General features: G+C 62.0%; 23 protein-coding genes. 11 read left to right on the top strand and 12 right to left on the bottom strand.

The features are described 5' to 3' along the window. Positions 1-5: 5 nt before the first annotated feature. Together ACLH0J_RS07635 and ACLH0J_RS07630 are read left to right on the top strand one after the other, a co-directional pair. Positions 6-518 (top strand): dihydrofolate reductase, encoded by a 513-nt coding sequence (locus ACLH0J_RS07635; protein WP_411391492.1) that lies wholly within the window; start codon positions 6-8, stop codon positions 516-518. Further along, positions 519-773, top strand: coding sequence for a type II toxin-antitoxin system RelE family toxin (locus ACLH0J_RS07630; RefSeq protein ID WP_411392784.1), 255 nt, complete (start codon positions 519-521; stop codon positions 771-773). It abuts the gene before it with no gap. 31 nt (positions 774-804) lie between these two features. Here the strand turns inward: ACLH0J_RS07630 and ACLH0J_RS07625 are convergent, their stop codons facing one another. Further along, complete coding sequence (locus ACLH0J_RS07625) at positions 805-2196, bottom strand: L-cystine transporter (RefSeq protein WP_411391491.1); 1392 nt, start codon at positions 2194-2196, stop codon at positions 805-807. A gap of 241 nt (positions 2197-2437) precedes the next feature. Here ACLH0J_RS07625 and ACLH0J_RS07620 point away from each other — a divergent pair, with 241 nt between their 5' ends. Next, complete coding sequence (locus tag ACLH0J_RS07620) at positions 2438-3499, top strand: haloacid dehalogenase-like hydrolase (protein WP_411391490.1); 1062 nt, start codon at positions 2438-2440, stop codon at positions 3497-3499. Positions 3500-3599: 100 nt separating this feature from the next. Here the strand turns inward: ACLH0J_RS07620 and ilvD are convergent, their stop codons facing one another. After that, the gene (gene ilvD / locus ACLH0J_RS07615; RefSeq protein WP_411391489.1) at positions 3600-5441 is read right to left on the bottom strand and encodes a dihydroxy-acid dehydratase; all 1842 of its coding nucleotides are present in this window, start codon (positions 5439-5441) and stop codon (positions 3600-3602) included. Positions 5442-5754: 313 nt separating this feature from the next. Then, entirely contained in the window at positions 5755-6951 is a 1197-nt protein-coding gene (locus ACLH0J_RS07610) for a class I SAM-dependent rRNA methyltransferase (protein WP_046381745.1), read from the bottom strand. A gap of 306 nt (positions 6952-7257) precedes the next feature. Here ACLH0J_RS07610 and ACLH0J_RS07605 point away from each other — a divergent pair, with 306 nt between their 5' ends. Together ACLH0J_RS07605 and mutM are read left to right on the top strand one after the other, a co-directional pair. After that, entirely contained in the window at positions 7258-8070 is an 813-nt protein-coding gene (locus ACLH0J_RS07605; protein WP_411392783.1) for an HDOD domain-containing protein, read from the top strand. 21 nt (positions 8071-8091) lie between these two features. Next, complete coding sequence (mutM, locus tag ACLH0J_RS07600) at positions 8092-8904, top strand: bifunctional DNA-formamidopyrimidine glycosylase/DNA-(apurinic or apyrimidinic site) lyase (RefSeq protein WP_411391488.1); 813 nt, start codon at positions 8092-8094, stop codon at positions 8902-8904. A gap of 104 nt (positions 8905-9008) precedes the next feature. On the opposite strand, the gene ACLH0J_RS07595 is transcribed toward mutM, so the two are convergent. The 5 genes from ACLH0J_RS07595 to ACLH0J_RS07575 all read right to left on the bottom strand — a co-directional run bounded on the left by ACLH0J_RS07595 (position 9009) and on the right by ACLH0J_RS07575 (position 13596). Further along, entirely contained in the window at positions 9009-9260 is a 252-nt protein-coding gene (locus ACLH0J_RS07595; protein WP_010564414.1) for a YfhL family 4Fe-4S dicluster ferredoxin, read from the bottom strand. Between the two features lie 103 nt (positions 9261-9363). After that, positions 9364-9843, bottom strand: coding sequence for a pantetheine-phosphate adenylyltransferase (coaD, locus tag ACLH0J_RS07590; protein WP_010564413.1), 480 nt, complete (start codon positions 9841-9843; stop codon positions 9364-9366). Between the two features lie 103 nt (positions 9844-9946). Next, entirely contained in the window at positions 9947-11542 is a 1596-nt protein-coding gene (locus tag ACLH0J_RS07585) for a GMC family oxidoreductase N-terminal domain-containing protein (RefSeq protein WP_411391487.1), read from the bottom strand. 37 nt (positions 11543-11579) lie between these two features. Next, positions 11580-12125 (bottom strand): twin-arginine translocation pathway signal protein, encoded by a 546-nt coding sequence (locus tag ACLH0J_RS07580; RefSeq protein ID WP_411391486.1) that lies wholly within the window; start codon positions 12123-12125, stop codon positions 11580-11582. Between the two features lie 28 nt (positions 12126-12153). Then, positions 12154-13596 (bottom strand): coniferyl aldehyde dehydrogenase, encoded by a 1443-nt coding sequence (locus ACLH0J_RS07575; protein ID WP_411392782.1) that lies wholly within the window; start codon positions 13594-13596, stop codon positions 12154-12156. 131 nt (positions 13597-13727) lie between these two features. Here ACLH0J_RS07575 and ACLH0J_RS07570 point away from each other — a divergent pair, with 131 nt between their 5' ends. Then, positions 13728-14399: a TetR/AcrR family transcriptional regulator gene (locus tag ACLH0J_RS07570; RefSeq protein ID WP_411391485.1), complete on the top strand. Its 672-nt coding sequence runs from the start codon at positions 13728-13730 to the stop codon at positions 14397-14399. Positions 14400-14431: 32 nt separating this feature from the next. Next, complete coding sequence (locus ACLH0J_RS07565) at positions 14432-15286, top strand: sulfurtransferase (RefSeq protein WP_411391484.1); 855 nt, start codon at positions 14432-14434, stop codon at positions 15284-15286. Positions 15287-15322: 36 nt separating this feature from the next. Here ACLH0J_RS07565 and ACLH0J_RS07560 read toward each other — a convergent pair whose 3' ends face one another. The 4 genes from ACLH0J_RS07560 to ACLH0J_RS07545 all read right to left on the bottom strand — a co-directional run bounded on the left by ACLH0J_RS07560 (position 15323) and on the right by ACLH0J_RS07545 (position 19844). Then, positions 15323-16315, bottom strand: a complete 993-nt coding sequence (locus ACLH0J_RS07560) for a hydrolase (protein ID WP_411391483.1) — start codon at positions 16313-16315, stop codon at positions 15323-15325. A 73-nt stretch (positions 16316-16388) separates the two neighbouring features. Then, on the bottom strand, positions 16389-17006 hold the full coding sequence (gene rsmD / locus ACLH0J_RS07555; protein ID WP_010564406.1) for a 16S rRNA (guanine(966)-N(2))-methyltransferase RsmD: 618 nt from the start codon (positions 17004-17006) through the stop codon (positions 16389-16391). Continuing rightward, positions 17006-18496: a M16 family metallopeptidase gene (locus ACLH0J_RS07550; RefSeq protein ID WP_411391482.1), complete on the bottom strand. Its 1491-nt coding sequence runs from the start codon at positions 18494-18496 to the stop codon at positions 17006-17008. Before ACLH0J_RS07550 ends, rsmD begins: the two co-directional genes overlap by 1 nt. Beyond that, positions 18489-19844, bottom strand: a complete 1356-nt coding sequence (locus ACLH0J_RS07545) for a M16 family metallopeptidase (protein WP_411391481.1) — start codon at positions 19842-19844, stop codon at positions 18489-18491. Before ACLH0J_RS07545 ends, ACLH0J_RS07550 begins: the two co-directional genes overlap by 8 nt. Before the next feature lie 339 nt (positions 19845-20183). On the opposite strand from ACLH0J_RS07545, the gene ftsY reads away from it, so the two are divergent. From ftsY to rpoH, 4 genes are all read left to right on the top strand, one after another. Continuing rightward, positions 20184-21512 (top strand): signal recognition particle-docking protein FtsY, encoded by a 1329-nt coding sequence (gene ftsY / locus ACLH0J_RS07540; protein WP_411391480.1) that lies wholly within the window; start codon positions 20184-20186, stop codon positions 21510-21512. After that, entirely contained in the window at positions 21509-22180 is a 672-nt protein-coding gene (ftsE, locus tag ACLH0J_RS07535; protein WP_017476533.1) for a cell division ATP-binding protein FtsE, read from the top strand. Before ftsY ends, ftsE begins: the two co-directional genes overlap by 4 nt. Then, positions 22177-23199 (top strand): permease-like cell division protein FtsX, encoded by a 1023-nt coding sequence (ftsX, locus tag ACLH0J_RS07530; RefSeq protein ID WP_411391479.1) that lies wholly within the window; start codon positions 22177-22179, stop codon positions 23197-23199. Before ftsE ends, ftsX begins: the two co-directional genes overlap by 4 nt. A gap of 129 nt (positions 23200-23328) precedes the next feature. Beyond that, positions 23329-24183 carry an RNA polymerase sigma factor RpoH gene (gene rpoH, locus ACLH0J_RS07525; RefSeq protein WP_411391478.1) on the top strand — a complete coding sequence of 285 codons (855 nt, stop codon included), beginning with the start codon at positions 23329-23331 and terminating at the stop codon, positions 24181-24183. Positions 24184-24196 lie beyond the last annotated feature (13 nt).

Here is a 24196-nt window from a genome sequence, read left to right as displayed (position 1 = left end):
TCGCCATGAAAAAAACTCTCCCTCTCAGCCTGATCGCAGCCCTCGGTGAAAACCGCGTGATCGGCGTCGACAACAGCATGCCCTGGCATTTGCCGGGGGATTTCAAATATTTCAAAGCCACCACGCTCGGCAAGCCGATCATCATGGGGCGCAAGACCTGGGACTCCCTGGGCCGACCGCTGCCGGGGCGCCTGAACCTGGTGGTTAGCCGTCAGACCGATCTTGCGCTTGAAGGTGCGGAAGTTTTTCCGTCGTTGGAAGCAGCGGTCGAGCGGGCCGATGCCTGGGCGCGGGAGCACGGCGCGGACGAGCTGATGCTGATCGGCGGCGCGCAGCTGTATGCCCAGGGGCTCGCGCAGGCGGATCGCCTGTACCTGACCCGCGTGGCGCTGAGCCCCGAAGGGGATGCGTGGTTCCCGGAGTTTGCGGCGAACCAGTGGAAATTGGTGTCGAACGTCGAAAATCCGGCTGAAGGCGCTAGGCCTGCGTATCAGTTTGAGGTTTGGGAAAAAGCCTGACTGAAGGAATGGCCCAAACTGGGCGATACCGTTCGTCATCAGTTCAAAAAGAAGCTGGTCGAGATCCTGGTCAATCCACGGATTGAAGCCGACCGTCTGCACGGCTTGCCCGATTGCTGCAAGATCAAACTTCGCAGCAGCGGCTACCGCTTGGTCTATCAAGTGATTGATCACGAGATCACGGTGTTTGCCGTGGCTGTCGACAAGCGTGAGCGTGATGAGGTTTACCGAAAAGCAGTTGATCGTTTGAGCTAGCAGGGCCTGAGAGCCCTGCTGGCTTATTGCGTTAAGCCTGCGCCAATTCGGCATGCTCATCGGCATTCAACAACGCTTTATCCGTCTGCCCCATGATCTGGCTGGTGATCGCCCCCGCCGTCATCGAGCCGTTCACGTTCAACGCCGTGCGGCCCATGTCGATCAGCGGTTCCACGGAAATCAGCAGCGCCACCAGTGACACCGGCAAGCCCATTGCCGGCAGCACGATCAGCGCGGCGAAGGTCGCCCCGCCGCCCACGCCGGCAACGCCCGCCGAACTCAAGGTCACAATCGCCACCAGGGTCGCGATCCACAGCGGGTCCAGCGGGTTGATGCCCACCGTCGGCGCGACCATCACCGCCAACATCGCGGGATAAAGCCCGGCACAACCGTTCTGGCCGATGGTTGCGCCGAACGAGGCGGCGAAGCCGGCGATGGACTGCGGGATGCCCAGGCGACGGGTCTGGGCTTCGATGCTCAGCGGGATCGCCGCCGCGCTGGAGCGGCTGGTGAAGGCAAAGGTCAGCACTGGCCACACCTTGCGGAAAAAGCGCAGCGGGTTGATCCCGGCCAGGGACAGCAGCAGGCCATGCACCACGAACATCAGGCCCAGGGCCAGGTACGAGACCACGACAAAACTGCCGAGTTTGAGGATGTCTTGCAGGTTGGAACCGGCGACCACCTTGGTCATCAGCGCCAATACGCCGTAGGGCGTGAGTTTCATCACCAGGCGCACCAGGCGCATCACCCAGGCTTGCAGGGTGTCGATGGCGTTGAGGACTTTCTGGCCCTTTTCCACGTCATCCTTGAGCAGTTGCAGCGCGGCGACCCCCAGGAACGCGGCGAAAATCACCACGCTGATGATCGACGTCGGCTTGGCCCGGGCCAGGTCGGCGAACGGGTTGGCCGGCACGAACGAGAGCAGCAACTGCGGGATATTCAGGTCGGCGACCTTGCCCGCGTAATCGTTCTGGATCACCTGCAGGCGCGCCATTTCCTGGGTGCCGGCCACCAGGCCCTCGGCGGTGAGGCCGAACAGGTTGGTCAGGCCGATGCCGATCAGCGCCGCAATCGCGGTGGTGAACAGCAGGGTGCCGATGGTCAGGAAGCTGATCTTGCCCAGGGCCGAAGCATTGTGCAGGCGCGCCACGGCACTGAGGATCGAAGCGAATACCAGCGGGATCACGATCATTTGCAGCAATTGCACATAGCCGTTGCCGACCAGGTCGAACCAGCCGATGGACGCTTTGAGGACCGGGTTGCCGTCGCCGTAAATGGCGTGCAATCCGGTACCGAACGCCACGCCAAGGACCAGGGCGAACAGGACCTTCTTGGCGAGGCTCCAGTTTGTGCGGCGGGTTTGTGTCAGGCCCACCAGCAGGGCCACGAACACCAGTACGTTGAGAATCAGGGGCAGATTCATGAGAGCTCCATTGAGAAGGCAGCCAATCGCGTGAGCCTGCGATTGCCAACCGGGAAGGCTAACAGTTTGATTTATATTGATTTAATACCGATATGGAATGGCGTCTGTCGTTTTTGGAATAAGAGGTTGGCGCTCAGGCGCATGGCAATGACGGAATCAGAACGCAAGCGGTCGTGACCGGGCGAAAACTGTCACAGGGATTTGTTAGCGTCGATGTCTTTCACTCAGGGAGACAACGCCTATGAAGCTCGCGCCGAAATTACTTGTATCCGCCGCATTCTGCCTCGGACTCGCCAGCCAGGCGTTCGCCGACACCGAGTTGAAACACTGGCCGGCCCCGGCCGCCAAGCAACTGAACGAAATGATCGCCGCCAACGCCAACAAGGGTAATTTCGCGGTGTTCGACATGGACAACACCAGCTACCGCTACGACCTCGAAGAGTCCCTGCTGCCCTACATGGAAAACAAGGGCCTGATCACCCGCGACAGCCTCGACCCGTCGCTCAAGCTTATGCCGTTCAAAGACACCGCCGACCATAAGGAAAGTCTGTTCAGTTACTACTATCGCCTGTGCGAAGTGGACGACATGGTCTGCTACCCCTGGGTGGCCCAGGTGTTCTCCGGTTTCACCCTCAAGGAACTCAAGGTCCAGGTCGATGAGTTGATGGCCTCCGGCAAACCCGTGCCCGTCAGCTATTTCGAAGGCGACGTGGTGAAGCAATCCGAGGTGCAACCGCCGAAAGTCTTCACCGGCCAGGCCGAGCTGTACAACAAACTGATGGAAAACGGCATCGAGGTGTATGTGATGACTGCCGCATCGGAAGAACTGGTGCGCATGGTCGCGGCTGATCCGAAGTACGGCTACAACGTCAAACCCGAGAACGTCATCGGCGTGACCACCCTGCTCAAAGACCGCAAGACCGGCGAACTGACCACCGCGCGCAAACAGATCGCGGCCGGCAAATACGACCAGAAAGCCAACCTCGGCCTGGAACTCACCCCATACCTGTGGACCCCGGCGACCTGGATGGCCGGCAAGCACGCGGCGATCCTCACCTACATCGACGAATGGAAAAAACCGGTGATCGTCGGCGGCGATACGCCGACCAGCGACGGCTACATGCTGTTCCACGATGTGGACGTGGCCAAGGGCGGCGTGCACCTGTGGGTTAACCGCAAGGACAAGTACATGGCCCAGCTCAACGGCATGATGGCCAGGCACGCGGCGGCCCAGGCCAAGGAAGGCTTGCCGGTGACGGCGGACAAGAACTGGGTGATCGTCAAGCCTGACGAAATCCAGTAGGCCCGCATTCCCTCTGTAGGCGCCCGGCTTGCCGGCTTCTACAGGTTTTCTCCAGGCAAAAAATGCCCCGCACCTGGCGGGGCATTTTTATCGGCGAGCCTTACAGGCCGTCGAGCATCGCCTTGTTACGCACAGCACCTTTGTCGGCACTGGTGGCCAACAGGGCATAGGCTTTCAGTGCGGTAGTGACTTTGCGCGGACGCTTCTCCACCGGCTTCCAGCCTTTCTTGTCCTGCTCGACCCGGCGTGCGGCCAGTTCTTCGTCGCTGATCAACAGGTTGATCGAACGGTTCGGAATGTCGATCAGCACCTTGTCGCCATCTTGCACCAGGCCAATCGCGCCGCCGGCAGCCGCTTCCGGCGAAGCATGGCCGATGGACAGACCCGAGGTGCCGCCGGAGAAACGCCCGTCCGTCAGCAGCGCGCAGGCTTTGCCCAGGCCCTTGGATTTCAGGTACGACGTCGGGTAGAGCATCTCCTGCATGCCCGGGCCGCCTTTCGGGCCTTCGTAGCGGATGATCACGATGTCGCCTTCTTTGACTTCGTCGGCGAGGATGCCGCGTACCGAGCTGTCCTGGCTTTCGTAGATCTTGGCGCGACCTTCAAACACGTGGATCGACTCGTCCACACCGGCGGTTTTCACCACGCAGCCGTCGAGGGCGATGTTGCCGTACAGCACGGCCAGGCCGCCTTCTTTGGAATAGGCGTGTTCGACACTGCGGATGCAACCGTTTTCACGGTCGGCGTCGAGGGTGTCCCAACGGGTCGACTGGCTGAACGCGGTCTGGGTCGGGATGCCCGCCGGGCCGGCCTTGAAGAAGGTGTGCACGGCTTCGTCGTCAGTCTGGGTGATGTCCCACTTGGCGATGCCTTCGGCGAGGGACTTGCTGTGCACGGTCGGCAGGTCGGTGTGCAGCAGGCCGCCACGGGCCAGGGAACCGAGGATCGAGAAAATCCCGCCGGCGCGGTGCACGTCTTCCATGTGGTACTTCTGGATGTTCGGCGCGACCTTGCACAGTTGCGGCACGTTGCGGGACAGGCGGTCGATGTCGCGCAGGTCGAAGTCGATCTCGGCTTCCTGGGCTGCGGCCAGCAAGTGCAGGATGGTGTTGGTGGAACCGCCCATCGCGATGTCCAGGGTCATGGCGTTTTCAAACGCCTTGAAGTTGGCGATGTTGCGCGGCAATACCGACTCATCGTTCTCGCCATAGTAGCGCTTGCACAGCTCGACGATGGTGCGGCCGGCCTGCAGGAACAGTTGCTCGCGGTCGCTGTGGGTGGCCAGCGTCGAACCGTTGCCCGGCAAGGCCAGGCCCAGGGCTTCCACCAGGCAGTTCATCGAGTTGGCGGTGAACATGCCGGAGCACGAACCGCAGGTCGGGCAGGCGCTGCGCTCGTATTCCGCGACCTTCTCGTCAGACGCGCTGGAATCGGCGGCGATGACCATGGCATCGACCAGGTCGAGGCCGTGGGAAGCGAGTTTGGTCTTGCCGGCTTCCATCGGACCGCCGGAGACGAAGATCACCGGGACATTCAGGCGCAGGGCAGCCATCAGCATGCCGGGGGTGATCTTGTCGCAGTTGGAAATGCACACGATGGCGTCGGCGCAGTGGGCGTTGACCATGTACTCCACGGAGTCGGCGATGATCTCGCGGCTCGGCAGGGAATACAGCATGCCGTCATGGCCCATGGCGATGCCGTCGTCCACGGCGATGGTGTTGAATTCCTTGGCCACGCCGCCGGCGCGTTCGATCTCGCGGGCGACCAGTTGGCCCAGGTCCTTGAGGTGGACGTGGCCGGGGACGAACTGGGTGAACGAGTTGGCAATCGCGATGATCGGCTTCTTGAAGTCGTCATCTTTCATCCCCGTGGCGCGCCACAGTGCGCGGGCGCCGGCCATGTTGCGGCCGTGGGTGGATGTTTTCGAGCGGTAATCAGGCATTGGAGCACTCCGGGCGGCTAATCAGGAATCAAAGGGGAGTGAGCTTCTATGGACGTCTGGAACACCCGAAAAATGGCACTGGTGTCCGGAAGTTGCCGCAAACGTTACGGGATCGCCGTGCGCAGTGGCCTTGAGCTCATAAACCCGCCGGGGGATGACTGGCGATGAATAGGGCCGATTCTACACCGTCTTCCTGTAGGCGCGAGCTTGCTCGCGAAAAACGTCAGCGATAACGCAGCGCTATCGGGAGGCCCGCGTCGCCTGTTCGTTTTTCGCGAGCAAGCTCGTTCCTACAGGGGGACGGTTTCAGTCTTTAGCTATTGGGCAGTAACCGGCAGGTGATGCTCTTAATGTAGCGCGTCTCGACAATCGCCGGGTGCACCGGATGGTCCGGGCCCTGGCCGCCGCGTTCGAGCATCTGGATATTGCGGTCCAGGTGGCGGGCGCTGGTCAGCAGGATGTTTTGCAGGTCGTCTTCCGGCAGGTGCATCGAGCAGGAGGCGCTGACCAGGATGCCGTCTTTGCTGAGCAGGCGCATGGCTTGCTCGTTCAGGCGGCGATAGGCGCCTTCGCCGTTTTTCATGTCTTTTTTGCGTTTGATGAAGGCCGGTGGGTCGGCGACGATCACGTCGAAACGTTCTTCGCTGGCTTTGAGTTCCTTCAGGGCTTCGAAGACGTCGCCTTCGATGCAGGTCATTTTCTCGGCGACGCCATTCAGCGCGGCGTTGCGCTCGACGCCGTCGAGGGCGAAGGCCGAGGCGTCGACGCAGAACACTTCAGTGGCGCCGAAGGCTGCGGCTTGCACGCCCCAGCCGCCGATGTAGCTATATAGGTCGAGGACGCGCTTGCCTTTGGCATACGGGGCCAGGCGCGCGCGGTTCATGCGGTGGTCGTAGAACCAGCCGGTTTTCTGGCCCTGGATCACCGGGGCTTCGAATTTCACGCCGTTCTCTTCCAGCGCAACCCACTCCGGCACCAGGCCGAACACGGTTTCGACGTAGCGGTTGAGGCCTTCGGCGTCGCGCGCGGCGGAGTCGTTCTTGAACAGGATGCCGCTGGGCTTGAGCACTTGGGTCAGGGCGGCGATCACGTCCTCTTTATGCGCTTCCATGGTCGCCGAAGCGATCTGCACCACCAGAATGTCGCCGAAACGGTCGACCACCAGGCCCGGCAACAGGTCGGAATCGCCGTAGACCAGGCGGTAGAACGGCTTGTCGAACAGGCGATCACGCAGGGACAGGGCAACGTTGAGGCGGTGCACCAGCAGTGACTTGTCCAAAGGCAACTTGATGTCACGCGACAGCAGGCGCGCGCAGATCAGGTTGTTCGGGCTCATGGCCACGATGCCCAGGGTCTTGCCGCCGGCCGCTTCGAGGATGGCCTGGTCGCCCGCCTGGAAGCCGTGAAGTGGGGTGGCGGCCACGTCGATTTCGTTGCTGTAGACCCACAGGTGGCCGTTGCGCAAACGACGATCGGCGTTGGCTTTGAGACGCAGGCTTGGCAGGGACATGACGTCGCTCCGGAAAAAAGAGCGGGAGTATAACGTGTTGCATTACATTTCGTGGCTTGGCCTGATGGGCTGTAGGCGCGAGCTTGCTCGCGAAGACCGTCAACGATAACGCAGCGCTATCAGGTAGGCCGTGTCGTCCATGGTTTTTTCGCGAGCAAGCTCGCTACAGGAGCGGGTTGCCATTCGGTTTTTGAGGTGTCGGTCAGCTTCCCATCGGGGTTAGAATCGGCGCCTAGCCCAGAGTATGTACTTATGCACCCAGAGCTTTCCGCCGAACAGATCCAACAGGCCCTGCAAGGCATCAGCGTGCCGCCCCAACCGCAGATCATGGTGGATTTGCAGATGGAGCAATACATGCCCGACCCGGACCTGGAGGTGATCGCGCGGTTGATCGCCCAGGACCCGGGCCTGTCCGGCGCATTGCTCAAGATCGTCAACTCGCCGTATTACGGCCTGACCAACAAGATCGCCTCGATCCAGCGCGCCGTGAACCTGTTGGGCAGCCGCTCGATCATCAACCTGATCAACGCCCAGTCGATCAAGGGCGAGATGAACGATGAGACCATCGTCACCCTCAACCGCTTCTGGGACACCGCCCAGGATGTGGCCATGACTTGCCTCACCCTGGCCAAGCGCACCGGCTCCCAGGCGGTGGACGAAGCCTACGCCCTGGGGCTGTTCCACGATTGCGGCGTGCCGCTGATGCTCAAGCGTTTCCCCAATTACATGTCGGTGCTCGAAGAGGCCTACGGCAACGCCGGTCCCGACTGCCGCGTGGTCGACACCGAAAACAACGCGTTCAACACCAACCATGCGGTAGTCGGCTACTACACCGCCAAGTCCTGGCGCCTGCCGGAGCATGTGACTGACGCCATCGCCAATCACCACAACGCCCTGGCGATTTTCAGCGATGAGTCATCGCGCAATTCACAACTGAAAAACCTGCTGGCGATCCTGAAGATGGCCGAGCATATCTGTTCGTCCTACCGGGTACTGGGCAACCAGACGGTGGATCATGAGTGGAATACCGTGGGCGGTCTGGTGTTGGACTACGTGGGCCTGTCGGACTACGACTTCGATAGCCTGAAGTTGTCGATTCGTGAGCTGGGCGCGCACTGACCCTTTCACCCAGAGGTACACATGCCCGAATTACCCGAAGTCGAAACCACCCGGCGTGGGATTGCCCCGCACCTGGAAGGCCAGCGCGTCAGCCGTGTGGTGGTGCGTGAGCGGCGCCTGCGCTGGCCGATCCCGGAGGACCTGGATGTGCGTCTGTCCGGGCAGCGCATCGTGCTGGTGGAACGGCGGGCCAAGTACCTGTTGATCAATGCCGAGGTGGGCACCTTGATCAGCCACCTGGGCATGTCGGGCAACCTGCGCTTGGTGGAAGTCGGCCTGCCGGCGGCCAAGCACGAGCATGTGGACATCGAGCTCGAATCCGGCCTGGCCTTGCGCTACACCGACCCGCGGCGTTTTGGCGCGATGCTCTGGAGCCACGACCCGCACAACCACGAATTGCTGATTCGCCTCGGACCGGAGCCGTTGACCGACCTGTTCGATGGCGAGCGTTTGTTCCAGTTGTCCCGTGGCAAGACGATGGCGGTGAAGCCGTTCATCATGGACAACGCGGTGGTGGTGGGCGTGGGCAATATCTATGCGACCGAAGCGCTGTTTGCCGCCGGGATCGACCCGCGCCGGGCGGCGGGCGGGATTTCACGGGCGCGTTATTTGAAGCTGGCGATCGAGATCAAGCGCATCCTGGCGGCCGCCATCGAGCGCGGCGGCACCACGTTGCGCGACTTTATCGGTGGCGACGGGCAACCGGGGTACTTCCAGCAGGAGCTGTTCGTCTACGGCCGGGGCGGCGAGGCGTGCAAGGTCTGCGGGACCGAATTGCGCAATGTGGTGCTGGGGCAGCGGGCCAGTGTGTTTTGTCCTAAGTGCCAGAGCTGATTGCTGTGTGATGGCTGATATTGCCATCGGGAGCAAGCCCCCTCCCACACTTCACATGTGGGAGGGGCTTGCTCCCGATAAGGCCCTTGCAGGCGCCAACAGGCTCAAGCCTTACCGGTAATCTTGCGGTACTTTTCCATCAACTGCGCTTCAGTCTCCGGGTGGGCTTCATCCAACGGAATGCAATCCACCGGGCATACCTGCTGGCACTGAGGTTCATCGTAGTGGCCGACACATTGGGTGCACAGGTTGGGGTCGATCACGTAGATCTCTTCGCCCTGGGAAATCGCAGCGTTCGGGCACTCGGGTTCGCAGACGTCGCAGTTGATGCAATCGTCGGTGATGATCAGGGACATGGAAACTCCTGCCAGGGCTGTCAGCCAAGGCATCTTGAAAACGAATGCGCGCAATTGTGCCGCATTGGCGCCCGCAGTGCGAGCGGGCGCCGATTGAGCGGTCTTACTTCTTGAAGCGTTGGGTCAGCGCATCCGCCACGGCTGGGTGCACGAACTTGGTGATATCCCCGCCCAATGCCGCGATTTCACGGACCAATGTCGAGGAAATGAACGAATAACGCTCCGACGGCGTGAGGAACAGGCTTTCCACGTCCGGCGCCAGTTGGCGGTTCATGTTGGCGAGCTGGAATTCGTATTCAAAGTCCGACACCGCGCGCAGGCCACGCAGGAACACATTGGCGTTCTGCTCTTTGGCGAAGTGTGCCAGCAGTGTCGAAAAACCCACTACTTCCACGTTGGGCAGGTGCTTGGTGACCTCACGCGCCAGTTCCACGCGCTGTTCCAGGGGAAACAGCGGGTTTTTCTTGGGGCTGGCCGCGACTGCGATGATCACATGGTCGAACAAGCGTGAGGCCCGTTCGACCAGATCGCCATGGCCTTTGGTAATCGGGTCGAAGGTACCTGGGTACAACACTCGGTTCATCGCGTCGTCCTGGCGGAGTCCGTTGGGGAACCGGATGGTATCGCAGCCATCCCGGTCGGCCAAGTCAACTTATGCAGATAGGCCTGGTGAATACCGTGTTTTTTCACGCCGTTTTAAGACGTTCGGCTAATGCGCTCGCCAGTTGCGCGGTCAATCCGTACACCGACAATTGTGGGTTGGCGCCAATGCTGGTGGGGAACAGCGAGCCATCGTGGATCGACAGGTTGCGCAATTGGTGATGGCGACCGAGGCTGTCGGCCACTGCGTTTTTCGGGTCTTCGCCCATGGCACAACCGCCCATCACATGCGCACTGCCCAGGCAGGTGCGGTGCAGTTCCAGGTTCAAGCCGTCGATCAGGCTGCGGGCTTCGGCCAGGGTCTTCACGTAGCGCGCATCGTGGTGTAACGGTTTGACCGACTTGGCGCCGGCCGCGAACTGAATCTCGGCCATGCTGTGAAAGGCCCGGCGCAGGCCGTCCCAAGCGTAGGGCGAAACCTGATAGTCGAGCACCGGCGTGCCGTCGCCGCGCAGTTCCACGCTGCCGCCGGGGCTGTCGGGGTGGAAACCGTCGCGCAGCAGGGCAAGCATGGCGTGGGTATTGGGCAATTGGCTCATGTCCAGGGCATTCTGGGTGCCGTAGCCCCCGAGCAGGGTGCTGGCCAGCGCCGGGTGCAGCGGCGGCGCCTCGAGCTTGTAGGACATTTTTCCGGTGGTGCCGTCCTGCCATTGGAAATGGTCGGAGTAGATCGACTGCGGTGCGCCATAGAACGGATTGATCACCTCGTCGAACAGCGCCGCGGAGAAATTCACCAGGTGCAGAAAGGTCCGTTTGCCCAGCCGCGAATGCGGGTCCGGGGCGTCCGAGCGCATCAGCAGCGCCGGGCTGTTGATGCCGCCACCCGCCAGCACGTAATGCCTGGCCTTGACCGTGATCTTGCGTCCAGTCGGCGCCACGCAGCGTTCGTCCATGGCCACGCATTCCAGGCTATTGATGTGGTCGCCGCTGTAGACCAGGCGTTCGGCGCGGGCCAGGTAGAGCAGTTCGCCGCCTTTTTCCAGGGTGGACGGGATGGTGGTCACCAGCATCGACTGTTTGGCGTTGACCGGGCAGCCCATGCCGCAATAGCCCAGGTTGAAGCAGCCGCGCACATTGCGCGGGATCACGTGCCAGCTATAGCCGAGTTTTTCGCAGCCTTTGCGGATCACGTCATTGTTGGCGTTGGGCGGCATGACCCAGGGCGCGATGCCCAGGCGCTGTTCCATCTTCTCGAACCACGGTGCCATCTCGGCGCTGCTGTGGCCCTTCACCGCATATTCGCTGGCCCAGTGAGAAAGGGTGGCGTCTGGCGTGCGAAAGCTGGAAGTCCAGTTGATCAACGTGGTACCGCCCACGGCGCGGCCCTGCAGGATGGTGATCGCGCCGTCCTTGCTCATGCGGCCAATGCCTTCCTGGTACAGGCTGGTGTAGGCCTCGTGTTCGAGCAGCTTGAAATCGCTGCTGGTCTTGAGCGGGCCTTCTTCGATCAGCAGCACCTTGTAGCCGGCGGCGCTGAGGATTTCGGCGGTGGTGCCGCCGCCGGCACCGCTGCCGATGATCGCGACGTCGGCTTCCAGGGTCAGGTCATGGTCGAGGGCTGCGCCATTGTGGGTTTTCCAGCCACGGGCCAAGCCGTCGCGGAAGAGATCGGGTACGGGCATCAGGATCGTCTCTAGTTTTTATTGTGGAGGATGCGGATCAGATCTTCGGCGGGCCGGGATAACCGCAATGGACCCAGGACGTCGGCCGGAAATACCAGGCCATGATCACCAGCTTGAGCAGCGAGCCCTGGCCCATGCGTAGCAGGTTCAGGTAGCTGTTTTCCCAGCGGTGCAGGAAGTTGCGGATCTGCTCGCTGCTGGCGTTTTCCCAACTGCCCCAGATGCCGGTCAACGGGCCACGGGTGATGCCCATGCCCAGTACGTCGAACAGTTGCTGAGTGAGCTTGAACATCTCCGGCGACAGGTGCTGCAGGCTGTAGTCGAGGCGTTTGAGGGTGTCCTCTATCCCGGCGACCACGTCCTGGGCGTTGGCCGCGCCTTCGAGCAGCACCGGGATCACCGCGCGCAGAAACGGCAGGTCACTGTTGCGCAGCATGGCAAAACCGCTGGCCGGGGTGCTGCTGGAGCAGCCGCTGAGGCTGGCGCCGAGCCCGGCCGTGGCCAGGAAGGCACTGGCGCACAGGCCGATCTTCAAGACGCCGCGCCGCGACAGCGCGGGTGAATCCGTGAGGCTTGGGTTCATTGTTGTTGTTATCCCGTAGGTGGCGGTGTCAGCGGACGAACAGCTTCTGGATCAACTTCTGGATGGCTTTGCCGTAAGGCGGGTAAATCAACTTCGCCGCGTTCAGGCGCTGTTTCACCAGCACGCCCTTGGCTTTACTGAACGTGAGGAAGCCTTCGTGGCCGTGGTAATGGCCCATGCCCGATGCGCCGATGCCGCCAAAGGGCATGTCGTCCTGGGCCACGTGCAGGAGGGTGTCGTTCAAGCACACGCCGCCCGAATGGGTCTCGTGGAGTACGCGATTCTGTTCGCGCTTGTTGTAGCCGAAGTAATACAGGGCCAGTGGGCGAGGCCGCTGGTTGATGTAGGCAAAGGCTTGGTCCAGGCCGCGATAAGGCACGATCGGCAGCAGCGGGCCGAAAATCTCGTCCTGCATCACGGTCATGTCGTCGCTGACATTCAACAACAGGCTGTGGGCCATGCGTCGTGCCTGGCCCTGGTCGTACAGCGGGACCAGGGTGGCGCCCTTGTCGGTGGCGTCCTTGATATAGGCGTTGAGCCTGGCCAACTGCCGCTCGTTGATGATGGCGGTGTAGTCCGGGTTATTGGCCAGTGTCGGATAAAACCCGCGAACCGCTTTGCTGTAGGCCTCGACGAAACCGTCGACGCGATCTTCCGGCACCAGCACGTAGTCGGGGGCCACGCAGGTTTGCCCCGCATTCAAGGCCTTGCCGAAGGCGATGCGTTCGGCAGCGTCCTTGAGCGGCACGTCGGCGGAGACGATCGCCGGCGACTTGCCGCCCAGCTCCAGCGTGACCGGGGTCAGGTGTTCGGCTGCGGCGCGCATCACATGCTTGCCGATGCTGGTGGCGCCGGTGAACAGCAGGTGGTCGAAGCGCAGTCTGGAAAAGGCCATGCCCACGTCGGCCTCGCCGAGCACCACGCATACCAGGTCTTCGGGGAAGATTTTCGCCAGCAGTGTCTTGAGCAATTCGCCGGTGGCCGGCGTGGACTCGCTGAGCTTGAGCATCACCCGGTTACCGGCCGCCAACGCCCCGACCAGTGGGCCGATGGCCAGGTACAGCGGGTAGTTCCAGGGCACGATCACGCCGACCACGCCCAGGGGTTGATAGATAACTTTGGCTGACGCGGGTTGGAAGGCGATACCTACAGCGCGACGGGACGGTTTCATCCAGCCTTTGAGGTGTTTGCTGGCGTAATGAATGCCGTGGAGGCTGGGCATCAGTTCGGCGAACAGCGTTTCGTCTGCGCTGCGGTGGCTGAAGTCCTGGCTGATCGCGTCGATCAGCGCCTGGCGTTCGTCGCTGAGCATCTCGCGCAGGGCCTTGAGCCACTGCTGGCGTTGCGCGGCCGGCGGCATCGGGTTGGCGGCGTAGGCGCGGCGTTGAGCGTCGAAGAGCGTCTGGAGGTGGTCCAGCGCCGGGGACTCTTGCAGGTAGGCAATGGTGGCAGACATGGCGCAGTTCCCGATTGTTATAGGTCTGCGTGAATTTTTAGAGTCATTGCTCTAAATTGTCAAATGACATCGCAGCGACATGCTGATTTATCCCGACAAGGATAGGCCGTAAGATGCCCCATCACGTGTATAGAAGCTGATCCCCTATGGCACCACGAGTAAAGACCAGCGAGCGCATTGTGCAAACCAGCCTGGAGCTTTTTAACCAGCAGGGCGAGCGCAGTGTGAGCACCAACCATATTGCCGCCCATATGGAAATTTCGCCGGGCAACCTGTACTACCACTTCCCCAACAAGCAGGCGATCATCGCCGTGCTGTTCCGCGAATACGAAGCCCTGGTGGACAGTTTTCTGCGCCCGCCCCAGGGGCGCGCCATGCAGGTAGAAGACAAACGTTTCTACCTGCAGGCCGTACTGGCCGGCATGTGGCGTTACCGTTTCCTGCACCGCGACCTCGAACACCTGCTGGAAAGCGACCCGGAACTGGCCACCGGCTACCGGCGGTTTTCCCAGCGCTGCCTGATCCAGGGCAATGCCATTTACCAGGGGTTTGTCGATGCGGGCATCCTCAATATGGACCCGGTGCAAACCGAAGCCCTCACCCTCAATGCCTGGATCATCCTTACCTCCTGGGTGCGTTTCCTGTGCACCACCAATGAAAACTCCGCCCATTTGAGCGCCGAAGCGATCAAGCGCGGGGTGTATCAGGTGCTGGTGCTGGAGGCGGGGTTTGTCACGCCCCAGGCGAAGGCGGCGGTGGATGCGCTGTTCAAGGAGTTTTACGTGCCGTTGAATCAGGCACTGGAAGAAGTGAAGTAGGACCTTTCCCGAATCTTTTACAGGAGTCCGTCATGCCGCTTGCTCAACTGATTACCCCCCAGCAATTGGCCGAGCGCCAGCAGTCGGCGGGCTTGGTGATCCTGGATTGCCGTTTTGCCCTGGAAGACCCGGACTACGGGCGTTGCAGCTATTGCGAAGGGCATATAGAAGGCGCGCAATACGCTGACCTGGAGCGTCATCTCAGTGGCCCCGTGACCAAGGGCGTGACCGGGCGCCACCCGTTGCCGGCGGCGGATACGTTCGTCGAGCAACTGCAGGCCTGGGGCATCAATGCCGATACCGACGTGGTGCTCTACGACGACGGCCCCGGAGCCTTTGCCGCCCGCGCCTGGTGGTTGCTGGCCTGGCTGGGCAAGCGTGACGGCGTGTTCATTCTGGACGGTGGCCTCAAGGCCTGGCACGCCGCCGGGTTCCCCCTGAGCCTGGATGCGCCGGTGATCGAGCCGGGCACCTTTGCCGGTACGCCGGACCATCGCCTGGTGCTGGATGCCGAGCACCTGCAAAAGTGTCTCGGCCAACCCGGCCTGACCCTGATTGATGCCCGCGCCCAACCGCGCTTTCGCGGCGACGTAGAGCCCATCGACCCGGTGGCCGGGCACATCCCCGGCGCGCAGTGCGCGGCATTCAATGAAAACCTGGGCAGCGACGGCCGCTTCCTGCCGGCTGATCAGCTCAAGCAACGCTTCGCCGCCCACTTGCAGGGGCGCTCGCCGGATGAACTGGTGGCGTATTGCGGCTCGGGCGTGACGGCGTGCCACAACCTGTTCGCCCTGAGCCTGGCGGGTTATCCGTTGGGCAAGTTGTACGCAGGGTCGTGGAGCGAGTGGATTACCGATCCGGCGCGGCAGATCGCTACCGGCGATTGAGTTAGACCCGATCCAGGTTATGGGGAAGGTACCGGGTTAGCCGCGTTGCGCCAGTAACCATTGGGGGATTCTGCGCTCCAGGTAATAGCCGGGGCGCCTCAGCGAACCGTCGACAAACCCCACATGCCCACCCTTGGCCAGCAATTCGAACTCGGTGCAGTCCGACAGCTCGCGGGCCTCGGGCAAGCTGTGGGCGAAGACGAACGGGTCATCCGCCGCCTGGATGATCAGGGTCGGCGTGCGGACAGCGCCCAGGTAGTAACGGCTCGAGGCGCGGCGGTAATAGTCCTCGGCACTCAAGAAACCGTGCAATGGCGCGGTGACCCGGCCATCGAAGTCCCAGAACGTGCGCATCTTCTCCAGTGGGCCGAGGGCTTCCAGGGTTTTCAGCCCGTCGGCACGACCGTCCTGCACAAAACGGCGTTGTTTGACGCGGATATACGCGAGCATTTCACGCATGAAGTGCTTTTGATAAACCCGCGAAAAACCCAGCCCGATGCGGTCCGCGCACTGATCCAGACGAAACGGTACCGACACGGCCGCAGCACCTTGCAGCCCCGATGCCTCGCCGGTTTCCCCCAAGTGCTTGAGCAGCACATTGCCGCCGAGGGAATAACCCACCGCATACAGCGGAGCCAACGGCCGTTTGGCGTGCAAGTGCGCGATCGCCGCCGCCAGGTCTTCGCTGGCGCCCGAGTGATAGCTGCGTGCCAATAGGTTCGGCTCGCCCGAGCAGCCGCGCCAATTCAAGGCTGCGCTGGCCCAGCCCTGGGCGGCGAGGGCTTTTTGCAGGCCGGCCACGTAAGGCGAATTGGAAGAGCCGGTCAATCCGTGCAACACCAACACCAGCGGCGCTTGTGCGTCATGGGGACCGTGCCAGTCGAGGTCGAGAAAGTCGCCGTCTTGCAGCCACAGGCGTTCGCGTTGGCGTTCGATATGGGTGGTGGGACGCCACAGCGGCCCCCATAGCGTTTGCAGGTGGGGGTTGCCGAGGCCGAAGGCGGGGGTGAAGCGGTTGGAAGGGGTCATGAACATCTCTGTGGCAAGCGGGCCTGTTGTGACGAGCGAACTTGCTCGCCACAACAGGCCATCTGCCTGGCATTTATGCGGCGCTTTCGACCAGGCGGTGCCACAACGCGTAATACACCCGCCCGGATTTTTGCTCCCGGTGCAGGCGCCAGGCGCCAGGCAGGCCCAGCGTCGACGGTGCGGTCTCGCTCTCAGTGTAGATCCACGCATCCGGCGCCAGCCATTGGCGCTCTTCCAGCAAGGCGCACACGGTCGGCAGCAGGTTCTGGTTGAACGGCGGATCGAGGAACACCACGTCGTATTCACTGGCCGCCTGGGTTTCCAGGTAGCGCAGGGCGTCGGCCGTCTGCACCTGGCCATTGGTGCAGCGCAGGGTGCCCAGGTGTTCCTTGAGGCTGGAGACCGCCACATTGCTGGCATCCAGCGCCTGGGCCTGGGCCGCGCCACGGGACAGCGCCTCCAGGAACAGCGCGCCGCTGCCGGCAAACGGGTCCAGTACCTTGGCCCCGCCGATGTACGGTGCGAGCCAGTTGAACAGGGTTTCGCGCACGCGATCGGGCGTCGGGCGCAGGCCTACGACGTCGGGGAAGCTCAGCTTGCGGCTGCCCCATTCCCCGCCAATGATGCGCAGTTGGCCCACACCGTTATGCACGTTGTGGACGGGTTTTTTCGGGCGAGATGAACTGGCCATTAATGCTCCGGAACCCCGAGCGGCTGCTCGGCAGGTTTATCAGTGGGGGGCGGTAGTGGCTTTTGCGCAATCGTCGGGCCGGCGGTCACGATGACCATCTTGTCGGCGCTCAAGTGTTTGTTCAAGGCAGCCTTGACCTGCTCTGTGGTCAGGGCCTGGGATTGTTTCATGAAATCTTCCAGATAGGTCAGCGGCAGGTTATAGAAACCCATGGCACCCAACTGCCCGACGATATCGGCGTTGCTTGCGGTGGACAGCGGGAAGCTGCCCGCCAGCTCGCGCTTGGCGTCGTCCAGTTCCTTCTGGGTCGGACCGGTCTTGAGGTAGTCGGCCAGCACATCTTCGACCAGGCGCAGGGTGCCGCCGCTCATTTCCGCGCGGGTTTGCAGGTTGATCATGAACGGACCGCGCACCTGCATGGGCGAGAAGCCGGAGTAGACGCCATAGGTCAGGCCACGTTTCTCGCGCACTTCACTCATCAAGCGGGTGCCGAAGCCACCGCCGCCGAGGATCTGGTTGCCCAGGGACAAGGCGGCGTAGTCGGGGTCGGCACGGTCGATGCCCAATTGGGCGAACAGCAGGTGGGTCTGTTTGGACGGGAACTCGATATGGCTCAGGCCGGCCTTGGGTTCGGTTGGCTGGGCGATCTTCGCCAGGGCCGGGCCTTTGGGCAACGATGCCGAGACCTTGGCGGTCATGGCTTCGGCTTCGGCGCGGGTCAGGTCGCCCACCACCGCAATCACCGCGTTACCGGCGGCATAAGCCTTGGCGTGGAACCCCTGCAATTGCGCGAGGGTAATCTTCGGTACGCTGTCGGGCGTGCCTTCGCTCGGGTGCGCGTAGGGGTGATCGCCATACAGGCGCTTGAACAGCTCAATGCTCGCCAGTTTGCCGGGGTTCTGCTTCTGGTACTCGAAGCCCGCGAGGATCTGGTTCTTGATCCGCGCCAGGGAGTCGGCGGGGAAGGTCGGTTTGCCTATCACCTGGTCAAACAGCGCCAGTGCGGCGTCGCGTTTGTCGCGCTCGCTCAGGCTGCGCAGGGACACCAGCGCCATGTCGCGGTAAGCGCCATTGCCGAAGTCCGCGCCGAGGCCTTCAAAGCCACTGGCGATCTGGCTGACGTCCTTGCCTGGTATGCCTTCGTTGAGCATGGCGTTGGTCATCAGCGCCAGGCCCGGTACGTTGCCGTCCTGGCTGCTGCCGGCGGCGAACAGGATGCGCATGTCGAACATCGGCAGTTCGTGGGCTTCGACGAACAGCACCTTGGCGCCTTCGGCGGTGGTCCAGCTTTGCACGTCGAGCTGGCGATTGGTCGGCGCCTTGCCGTCCAGTTCCGCCAGGGATTGCAGGGTGGCGCTCGATTGAGCCTTGTCGAGCGCCTGGCTGGCGACGGACTCGCTCGGGCGCAGGAAGTACACGGCACTTGCCGCGATCAGCGTGACGGCGATCAGGCTGGGCAGGATCAGGCGGCTGCTTTTGCGATCACTCATGAGCGGTCTCCTCAGGCAGGACATGGGCGACGCTGAGACGTTCGCGGGTGAAATAGGTGCGCGCGGCGTTCTGGATGTCTTGCGGGGTCACGCTTTGCAGGTCGGCCAATTCGCTGTCCATCAACTTCCAGGACAGGCCAACGGTTTCCAGGGAGCCAATGGCCGTGGCCTGGCTGGTGATGGAGTCGCGCTGGTACACCAGGCCGGCAATCACCTGGGCGCGGATACGCTCCAGTTCTTCGGCGGTGGGCGGTTTGGCTTTCAACTCTTCCAGCAGGCGCCACAGCCCGGCTTCTGCCTGGGCAACGGTTTTCTTCTTCTGCTGGTTGGGGGTGGCCGTCAGCATGAACAGCGTGTCGCCACGGGTGTAGGCGTCATAGTTGGTGGAGGCAGCGGATACCAGCTCTTCACCGCGCTCCAGCCGCTCGGAGATGCGCGCGCTGTAGCCGCCATCCAGCAGGGCCGAGAGCAGGCGCAGGGCTTGTACCGAGCGCTTGTCGTCGGCGGTGGCCAGGCCTGGAACGTTGAAGCCCAGGATCACGCTTGGCAGTTGGGTCTTCACGTGCAGCGTCAACAGGCGCTCGCCGGGCTCGGCCAGTTCCATGGGGACTTTCGCTGGCGGCACGTCACGCTTGGGGATCGGGCCGAAGTAGCGCTGGGCCAGGGTTTTTACCTCGTCCGGGGTCACGTCGCCGACCACCACCAGGGTGGCGTTGTTCGGCACGTACCAGGATTGGTACCAGTGGCGCAGCTCCTCGACCTTCATGCGGTCCAGGTCAGCCATCCAGCCGATGGTCGGCGTGTGGTAGCCACTGGCCGGATAGGCCATGGCCTTGAAGCGCTCGTAGGCCTTGGACATGGGGTTGTCGTCGGTGCGCAGGCGGCGCTCTTCTTTGATGACCTCGATTTCGCGGCTGAACTCATCGGCCGGCAGGCGCAGGCTGGCCATGCGATCGGCTTCCAGCTCAAAGGCGACGCCCAGGCGGTCGCGGGCCAGCACTTGGTAGTAGGCGGTGTAGTCGTCGCTGGTGAAGGCGTTCTCTTCGGCGCCCAGGTCGCGCAGGATCAGCGAGGCTTCGCCGGGACCGACCTTGGCGCTGCCCTTGAACATCATGTGTTCCAGGGCGTGGGACAAACCGGTCTGGCCCGGGGTTTCGTAGCTCGAACCGACTTTGTACCAAACCTGGGAAACCACCACCGGCGCGCGATGATCCTCGCGCACGACGACCTTGAGGCCGTTGTCCAGGGTGAATTCGTGGGTGGGTTGTGGGTCGGCAGCCAGGGCTGAAAGGGGCAGACAAACTGTGCTGAGCAGCAGGCCTGCGGCGCGGCGGGCTAGAGCATTCATTCGTTTTTAAACCTGTTGGGCTGCCCGCTTGGTCTTAGCGTCGGCGGGCGAGGAGGTGCTAGGATACTGATCCGATTTGTGGACGGCCACTACGGTCGTCATAGGGTTCTGGTTTCAGTTGTAGGCTTGTTGGTGTTCGCAGTGGTTTTCCCAGACGATCTTCCACTTTTCGACGATTTTATCGCTGCAGTCCTATATTGAATCGATTTGTTGAGGCCTTTATTTACGCCTTACAAAATGTTGCGCATGAACGAGCGAGCGTTAAAGCAGTCTGTTCTGCATTGAATTTTATTTACCGAGGCGCCCCTGGCGCGTCGCTACCTTGAGATAGCCGTCTCCATGTTTGGTTCCAACGACGACAAGAAGACCCCAGCTGCGGCTGGCGAGAAAAAAGGCCTGTTCGGATGGCTGCGCAAAAAGCCGCAGGAAACCGTCGTCGAACAGCCGCAGGTTCAAGCTGAGCCTATTCCTGAACCCAAAGTAGACGCCGTACCGGTTTCCGAGGCCCCGGCACCGGTCGTGTTGCCGATGGCTGAGCCGGTGTTGCAGCCGGTGGTGCCTGAACCTGACGCCGAGCATGCGCCGTGGCCGCAACTGCCGGTGCCCGAAGAGCCCGTCGCGCTGGTTGAAGATGTGCAGGCCGAGCATGTGGTGCCGCCGATCCCGGTGGTGGTTGAGCCGCAGCCGCTCATCGTTGAAGCGCCGGCACCTGCTCCGGCCGCGTCTGCCGAAACCAGCAAAACCGGCTTCTTCGCCCGCCTCAAGCAAGGCCTGAGCAAAACCAGCGCCAGCATCGGCGAAGGCATGGCCAGCCTGTTTCTGGGCAAGAAGGTCATTGATGACGAACTGCTCGAAGACATCGAAACCCGCCTGCTGACCGCCGACGTGGGCGTCGAAGCCACCGCCGTGATCATCCAGAGCCTGACCCAGAAGGTCGCGCGCAAGCAGTTGACCGACGCCGATGCGTTGTACAAGTCCCTGCAGGCCGAGCTGGCCGCAATGCTCAAGCCGGTGGAAGCGCCGCTGGTGATCACGCCGAAGAAGCCGTTTGTGATCCTGGTGGTGGGCGTCAACGGCGCCGGCAAGACCACCACCATCGGCAAACTGGCCAAGAAGCTGCAGTCGGAAGGCAAGAAAGTCATGCTCGCCGCCGGCGACACCTTCCGCGCCGCCGCCGTGGAGCAGTTGCAGGTCTGGGGTGAGCGCAACAAGATCCCGGTGATCGCCCAGCACACCGGCGCCGATTCCGCCTCGGTGATCTTCGACGCCGTGCAAGCCGCCAAGGCCCGTAACATCGACGTGCTGATCGCCGATACCGCCGGTCGCCTGCACACCAAAGACAACCTGATGGAAGAGTTGAAGAAAGTGCGCCGCGTGATCGGCAAGCTCGACGCCGACGCTCCACACGAGGTGCTGCTGGTGCTTGACGCCGGTACTGGCCAGAACGCCATCAGCCAGGCCAAACAATTCAACCAGACGGTCCAACTGACTGGCCTGGCATTGACTAAGCTCGACGGCACGGCCAAGGGTGGCGTGATTTTCGCCCTGGCCAAACAGTTCGGGTTGCCGATTCGCTATATCGGCGTTGGTGAAGGTATCGACGACCTGCGCACTTTTGAAGCCGAGCCCTTTGTCCAGGCACTGTTTGCCGAGCGGGAGCGTTCATGATTCGATTCGAACAGGTCGGTAAACGCTATGCCAATGGGCATGTCGGCTTGCATGAGCTGAGTTTTCGAGTGCGTCGCGGCGAATTCTTGTTTGTCACCGGCCATTCCGGCGCCGGCAAAAGTACCCTGTTGCGCCTGCTGCTGGCCATGGAACGCCCGACCACCGGCAAGCTGCTGCTGGCCGGCCAGGACCTGGCCACCATCAGCAATGCGCAGATTCCGTTCCTGCGCCGCCAGATCGGCGTGGTATTCCAGAACCACCAGTTACTGTTCGATCGCACGGTGTTCAACAACATTGCCTTGCCGTTGCAGATCCTTGGGCTGTCCAAGGCTGAAATCATCAAGCGCGTGGACTCGGCGCTGGAGCGCGTAGCGCTGTCGGACAAAACCGACCTCTACCCCGGCGACCTGTCCACCGGCCAGCAACAGCGCGTCGGCATTGCCCGCGCCATCGTCCACCGCCCGGCCTTGCTGCTGGCGGACGAACCCACCGGTAACCTCGATCCGCGCCTGGCGGCCGAGATCATGGGCGTGTTCGAAGACATCAATCGCCTGGGCACCAGCGTATTGATCGCCAGTCACGACCTGGCACTGATCGCGCGCATGCGCCATCGCATGCTGACGCTGCAACGCGGTCGCCTGATCGGCGATGGGGAGGCTGGCGTATGAGTGCCACGCGTAGCCCCAAGGTTTCCGAGCGCGTGGCGCCGAAACCGGCCGACCCGCAACCGAAAAAGAAAAAACACGACGACGACGACGGCCCGGATTTCGCCACGCTGCTGCGTGCCTGGATCGAAAGCCATCGCGCCAGCCTGCTCGACAGCCTGCGTCGCCTGGGCAAGCAGCCGATCGGCAGTTTTTTCACCTGCCTGGTGATGGCCGTGGCCTTGAGCCTGCCGATGGGCTTGTCGCTGCTGCTTAATAATGTGGAGCGCCTGGGCGGTTCCTGGCAGCGCGCGGCTCAGATTTCGCTGTACCTGAACCTGGATGCCAGCGCCAAAGACGGCGAGGCCCTGCGCGAAGAGATCAAGAACCTGCCCGGCGTGGCGGATGCCGAGTACATCAGCCGCGATCAGGCCCTTGAGGAATTCCAGCAACAGTCCGGCCTGGGCGAAGCGCTCAAGGAACTGCCGCAGAACCCGCTGCCGGGTGTGGTGCTGGTGACGCCGAATGAAGTCGACAAGCCGGCCCTGGAAGCCCTGCGACAAAAACTCGCAGAGATGCCCAAGGTACAACAGGCGCAACTTGATCTAGTCTGGGTAGAGCGCCTGGCCGCGATTCTCAAGCTGGGCGACCGTTTTGTGTTCGGCCTGACGGTGTTGTTGGTGTCTGCATTACTTTTGGTGATAGGTAATACCATTCGTCTTCATATTGAAAACCGTCGCACCGAGATAGAAGTGATTAAACTCGTCGGCGGCACGGACAGCTATGTGCGTCGTCCTTTTCTGTACATGGGCGCGCTTTATGGCTTCGGTGCAGGGATTTTGTCCTGGGGCTTATTGGCGTTCGGCCTGGACTGGCTGAACGACGCGGTCGTCGGGCTGGCCGGCTTGTATGGCAGTGATTTTGCCCTGGCCGGGGTGCCGGTGGCCGATGGGCTGTCGCTCTTGCTTGGCGCGGTCCTGTTGGGGTATATCGGTGCGTGGATTGCGGTCGCACGGCATTTACGTGAGCTGGCACCGAAGTAATTAATGTCAGGGTAATGTGGTTTCGTTTGTATTGACCGTATCAGTGGTTTAGGGAACTTGTCCTACGGTTCCCGGTCAATTTTCGCAGTGCTGAACTGCACGAGTTATGTGAGTCGGAGGTTTTTTCGTATGACCACTTCTTTGCAACCTGTTTATGCCTTGGTCCCGGGTGCGAACCTGGAGGCCTATGTGCACACGGTCAACAGCATTCCATTGCTGACGCCGGAGCAGGAGCGTGAACTGGCCGAGAGTCTCTACTATGAGCAGGATTTGGGGGCGGCTCGGCAGATGGTGCTCGCCCACCTGCGTTTTGTCGTACATATCGCCCGTAGCTATAGCGGCTACGGTCTGGCCCAGGCTGACCTGATCCAGGAAGGCAACGTCGGCTTGATGAAGGCTGTGAAACGCTTCAACCCGGAAATGGGTGTGCGCCTGGTGTCGTTCGCCGTGCACTGGATCAAGGCGGAAATCCACGAATTCATCCTGCGCAACTGGCGCATCGTGAAAGTGGCGACCACCAAGGCCCAGCGCAAGCTGTTCTTCAACCTGCGCAGCCAGAAGAAACGCCTGGCGTGGCTGAACAACGAGGAAGTCCACCGCGTGGCCGAAAGCCTCGGCGTGGAGCCCCGTGAAGTGCGCGAGATGGAAAGTCGCCTGACCGGTCATGACATGGCCTTCGACCCGGCCGCTGAAGCGGACGACGACAGCGCCTTCCAATCGCCGGCCAACTACCTGGAAGACCACCGGTACGACCCGGCGCGTCAACTGGAAGACGCCGACTGGAGCGACAACTCCAACCAGAACCTGCACGAAGCGCTGGAAGTGCTGGACGACCGCAGCCGTGACATCCTCTACCAGCGCTGGCTGGCCGAAGAAAAAGCCACGCTGCACGACCTGGCGCAGAAGTACAACGTGTCGGCCGAGCGGATTCGCCAGCTTGAGAAAAGCGCGATGAACAAGCTGAAGCTGTCGATCGCCGCTTAAAACTGTGGGAGGG

Origin of the sequence: Pseudomonas sp. MPB23, from assembly GCF_046605395.1 — a bacterium.
GTDB lineage: Bacteria > Pseudomonadota > Gammaproteobacteria > Pseudomonadales > Pseudomonadaceae > Aquipseudomonas.
Note: the sequence above shows the minus strand (reverse complement) of the source record. Positions and strands in the feature narration are given on the sequence as shown.

Excerpts from the sequence above, each read along its gene's own strand:
- ACLH0J_RS07585 (WP_411391487.1), bottom strand. The coding sequence starts at position 11,542 with ATGCCCGTACCCGATCTCTTCCGCGACGGCTTGGCCCGTGGCTGGAAA.
- ACLH0J_RS07635 (WP_411391492.1), top strand. The coding sequence starts at position 6 with ATGAAAAAAACTCTCCCTCTCAGCCTGATCGCAGCCCTCGGTGAAAAC.
- ACLH0J_RS07565 (WP_411391484.1), top strand. The coding sequence starts at position 14,432 with ATGCCGCTTGCTCAACTGATTACCCCCCAGCAATTGGCCGAGCGCCAG.
- ACLH0J_RS07595 (WP_010564414.1), bottom strand. The coding sequence starts at position 9,260 with ATGTCCCTGATCATCACCGACGATTGCATCAACTGCGACGTCTGCGAA.
- ftsX (WP_411391479.1), top strand. The coding sequence starts at position 22,177 with ATGAGTGCCACGCGTAGCCCCAAGGTTTCCGAGCGCGTGGCGCCGAAA.
- ACLH0J_RS07550 (WP_411391482.1), bottom strand. The coding sequence starts at position 18,496 with ATGAGTGATCGCAAAAGCAGCCGCCTGATCCTGCCCAGCCTGATCGCC.
- ACLH0J_RS07560 (WP_411391483.1), bottom strand. The coding sequence starts at position 16,315 with ATGACCCCTTCCAACCGCTTCACCCCCGCCTTCGGCCTCGGCAACCCC.
- ACLH0J_RS07610 (WP_046381745.1), bottom strand. The coding sequence starts at position 6,951 with ATGTCCCTGCCAAGCCTGCGTCTCAAAGCCAACGCCGATCGTCGTTTG.
- ftsE (WP_017476533.1), top strand. The coding sequence starts at position 21,509 with ATGATTCGATTCGAACAGGTCGGTAAACGCTATGCCAATGGGCATGTC.
- rsmD (WP_010564406.1), bottom strand. The coding sequence starts at position 17,006 with ATGGCCAGTTCATCTCGCCCGAAAAAACCCGTCCACAACGTGCATAAC.
- ACLH0J_RS07620 (WP_411391490.1), top strand. The coding sequence starts at position 2,438 with ATGAAGCTCGCGCCGAAATTACTTGTATCCGCCGCATTCTGCCTCGGA.
- ACLH0J_RS07570 (WP_411391485.1), top strand. The coding sequence starts at position 13,728 with ATGGCACCACGAGTAAAGACCAGCGAGCGCATTGTGCAAACCAGCCTG.
- ACLH0J_RS07625 (WP_411391491.1), bottom strand. The coding sequence starts at position 2,196 with ATGAATCTGCCCCTGATTCTCAACGTACTGGTGTTCGTGGCCCTGCTG.
- coaD (WP_010564413.1), bottom strand. The coding sequence starts at position 9,843 with ATGAACCGAGTGTTGTACCCAGGTACCTTCGACCCGATTACCAAAGGC.
- ilvD (WP_411391489.1), bottom strand. The coding sequence starts at position 5,441 with ATGCCTGATTACCGCTCGAAAACATCCACCCACGGCCGCAACATGGCC.
- rpoH (WP_411391478.1), top strand. The coding sequence starts at position 23,329 with ATGACCACTTCTTTGCAACCTGTTTATGCCTTGGTCCCGGGTGCGAAC.
- mutM (WP_411391488.1), top strand. The coding sequence starts at position 8,092 with ATGCCCGAATTACCCGAAGTCGAAACCACCCGGCGTGGGATTGCCCCG.
- ACLH0J_RS07545 (WP_411391481.1), bottom strand. The coding sequence starts at position 19,844 with ATGAATGCTCTAGCCCGCCGCGCCGCAGGCCTGCTGCTCAGCACAGTT.
- ftsY (WP_411391480.1), top strand. The coding sequence starts at position 20,184 with ATGTTTGGTTCCAACGACGACAAGAAGACCCCAGCTGCGGCTGGCGAG.
- ACLH0J_RS07580 (WP_411391486.1), bottom strand. The coding sequence starts at position 12,125 with ATGAACCCAAGCCTCACGGATTCACCCGCGCTGTCGCGGCGCGGCGTC.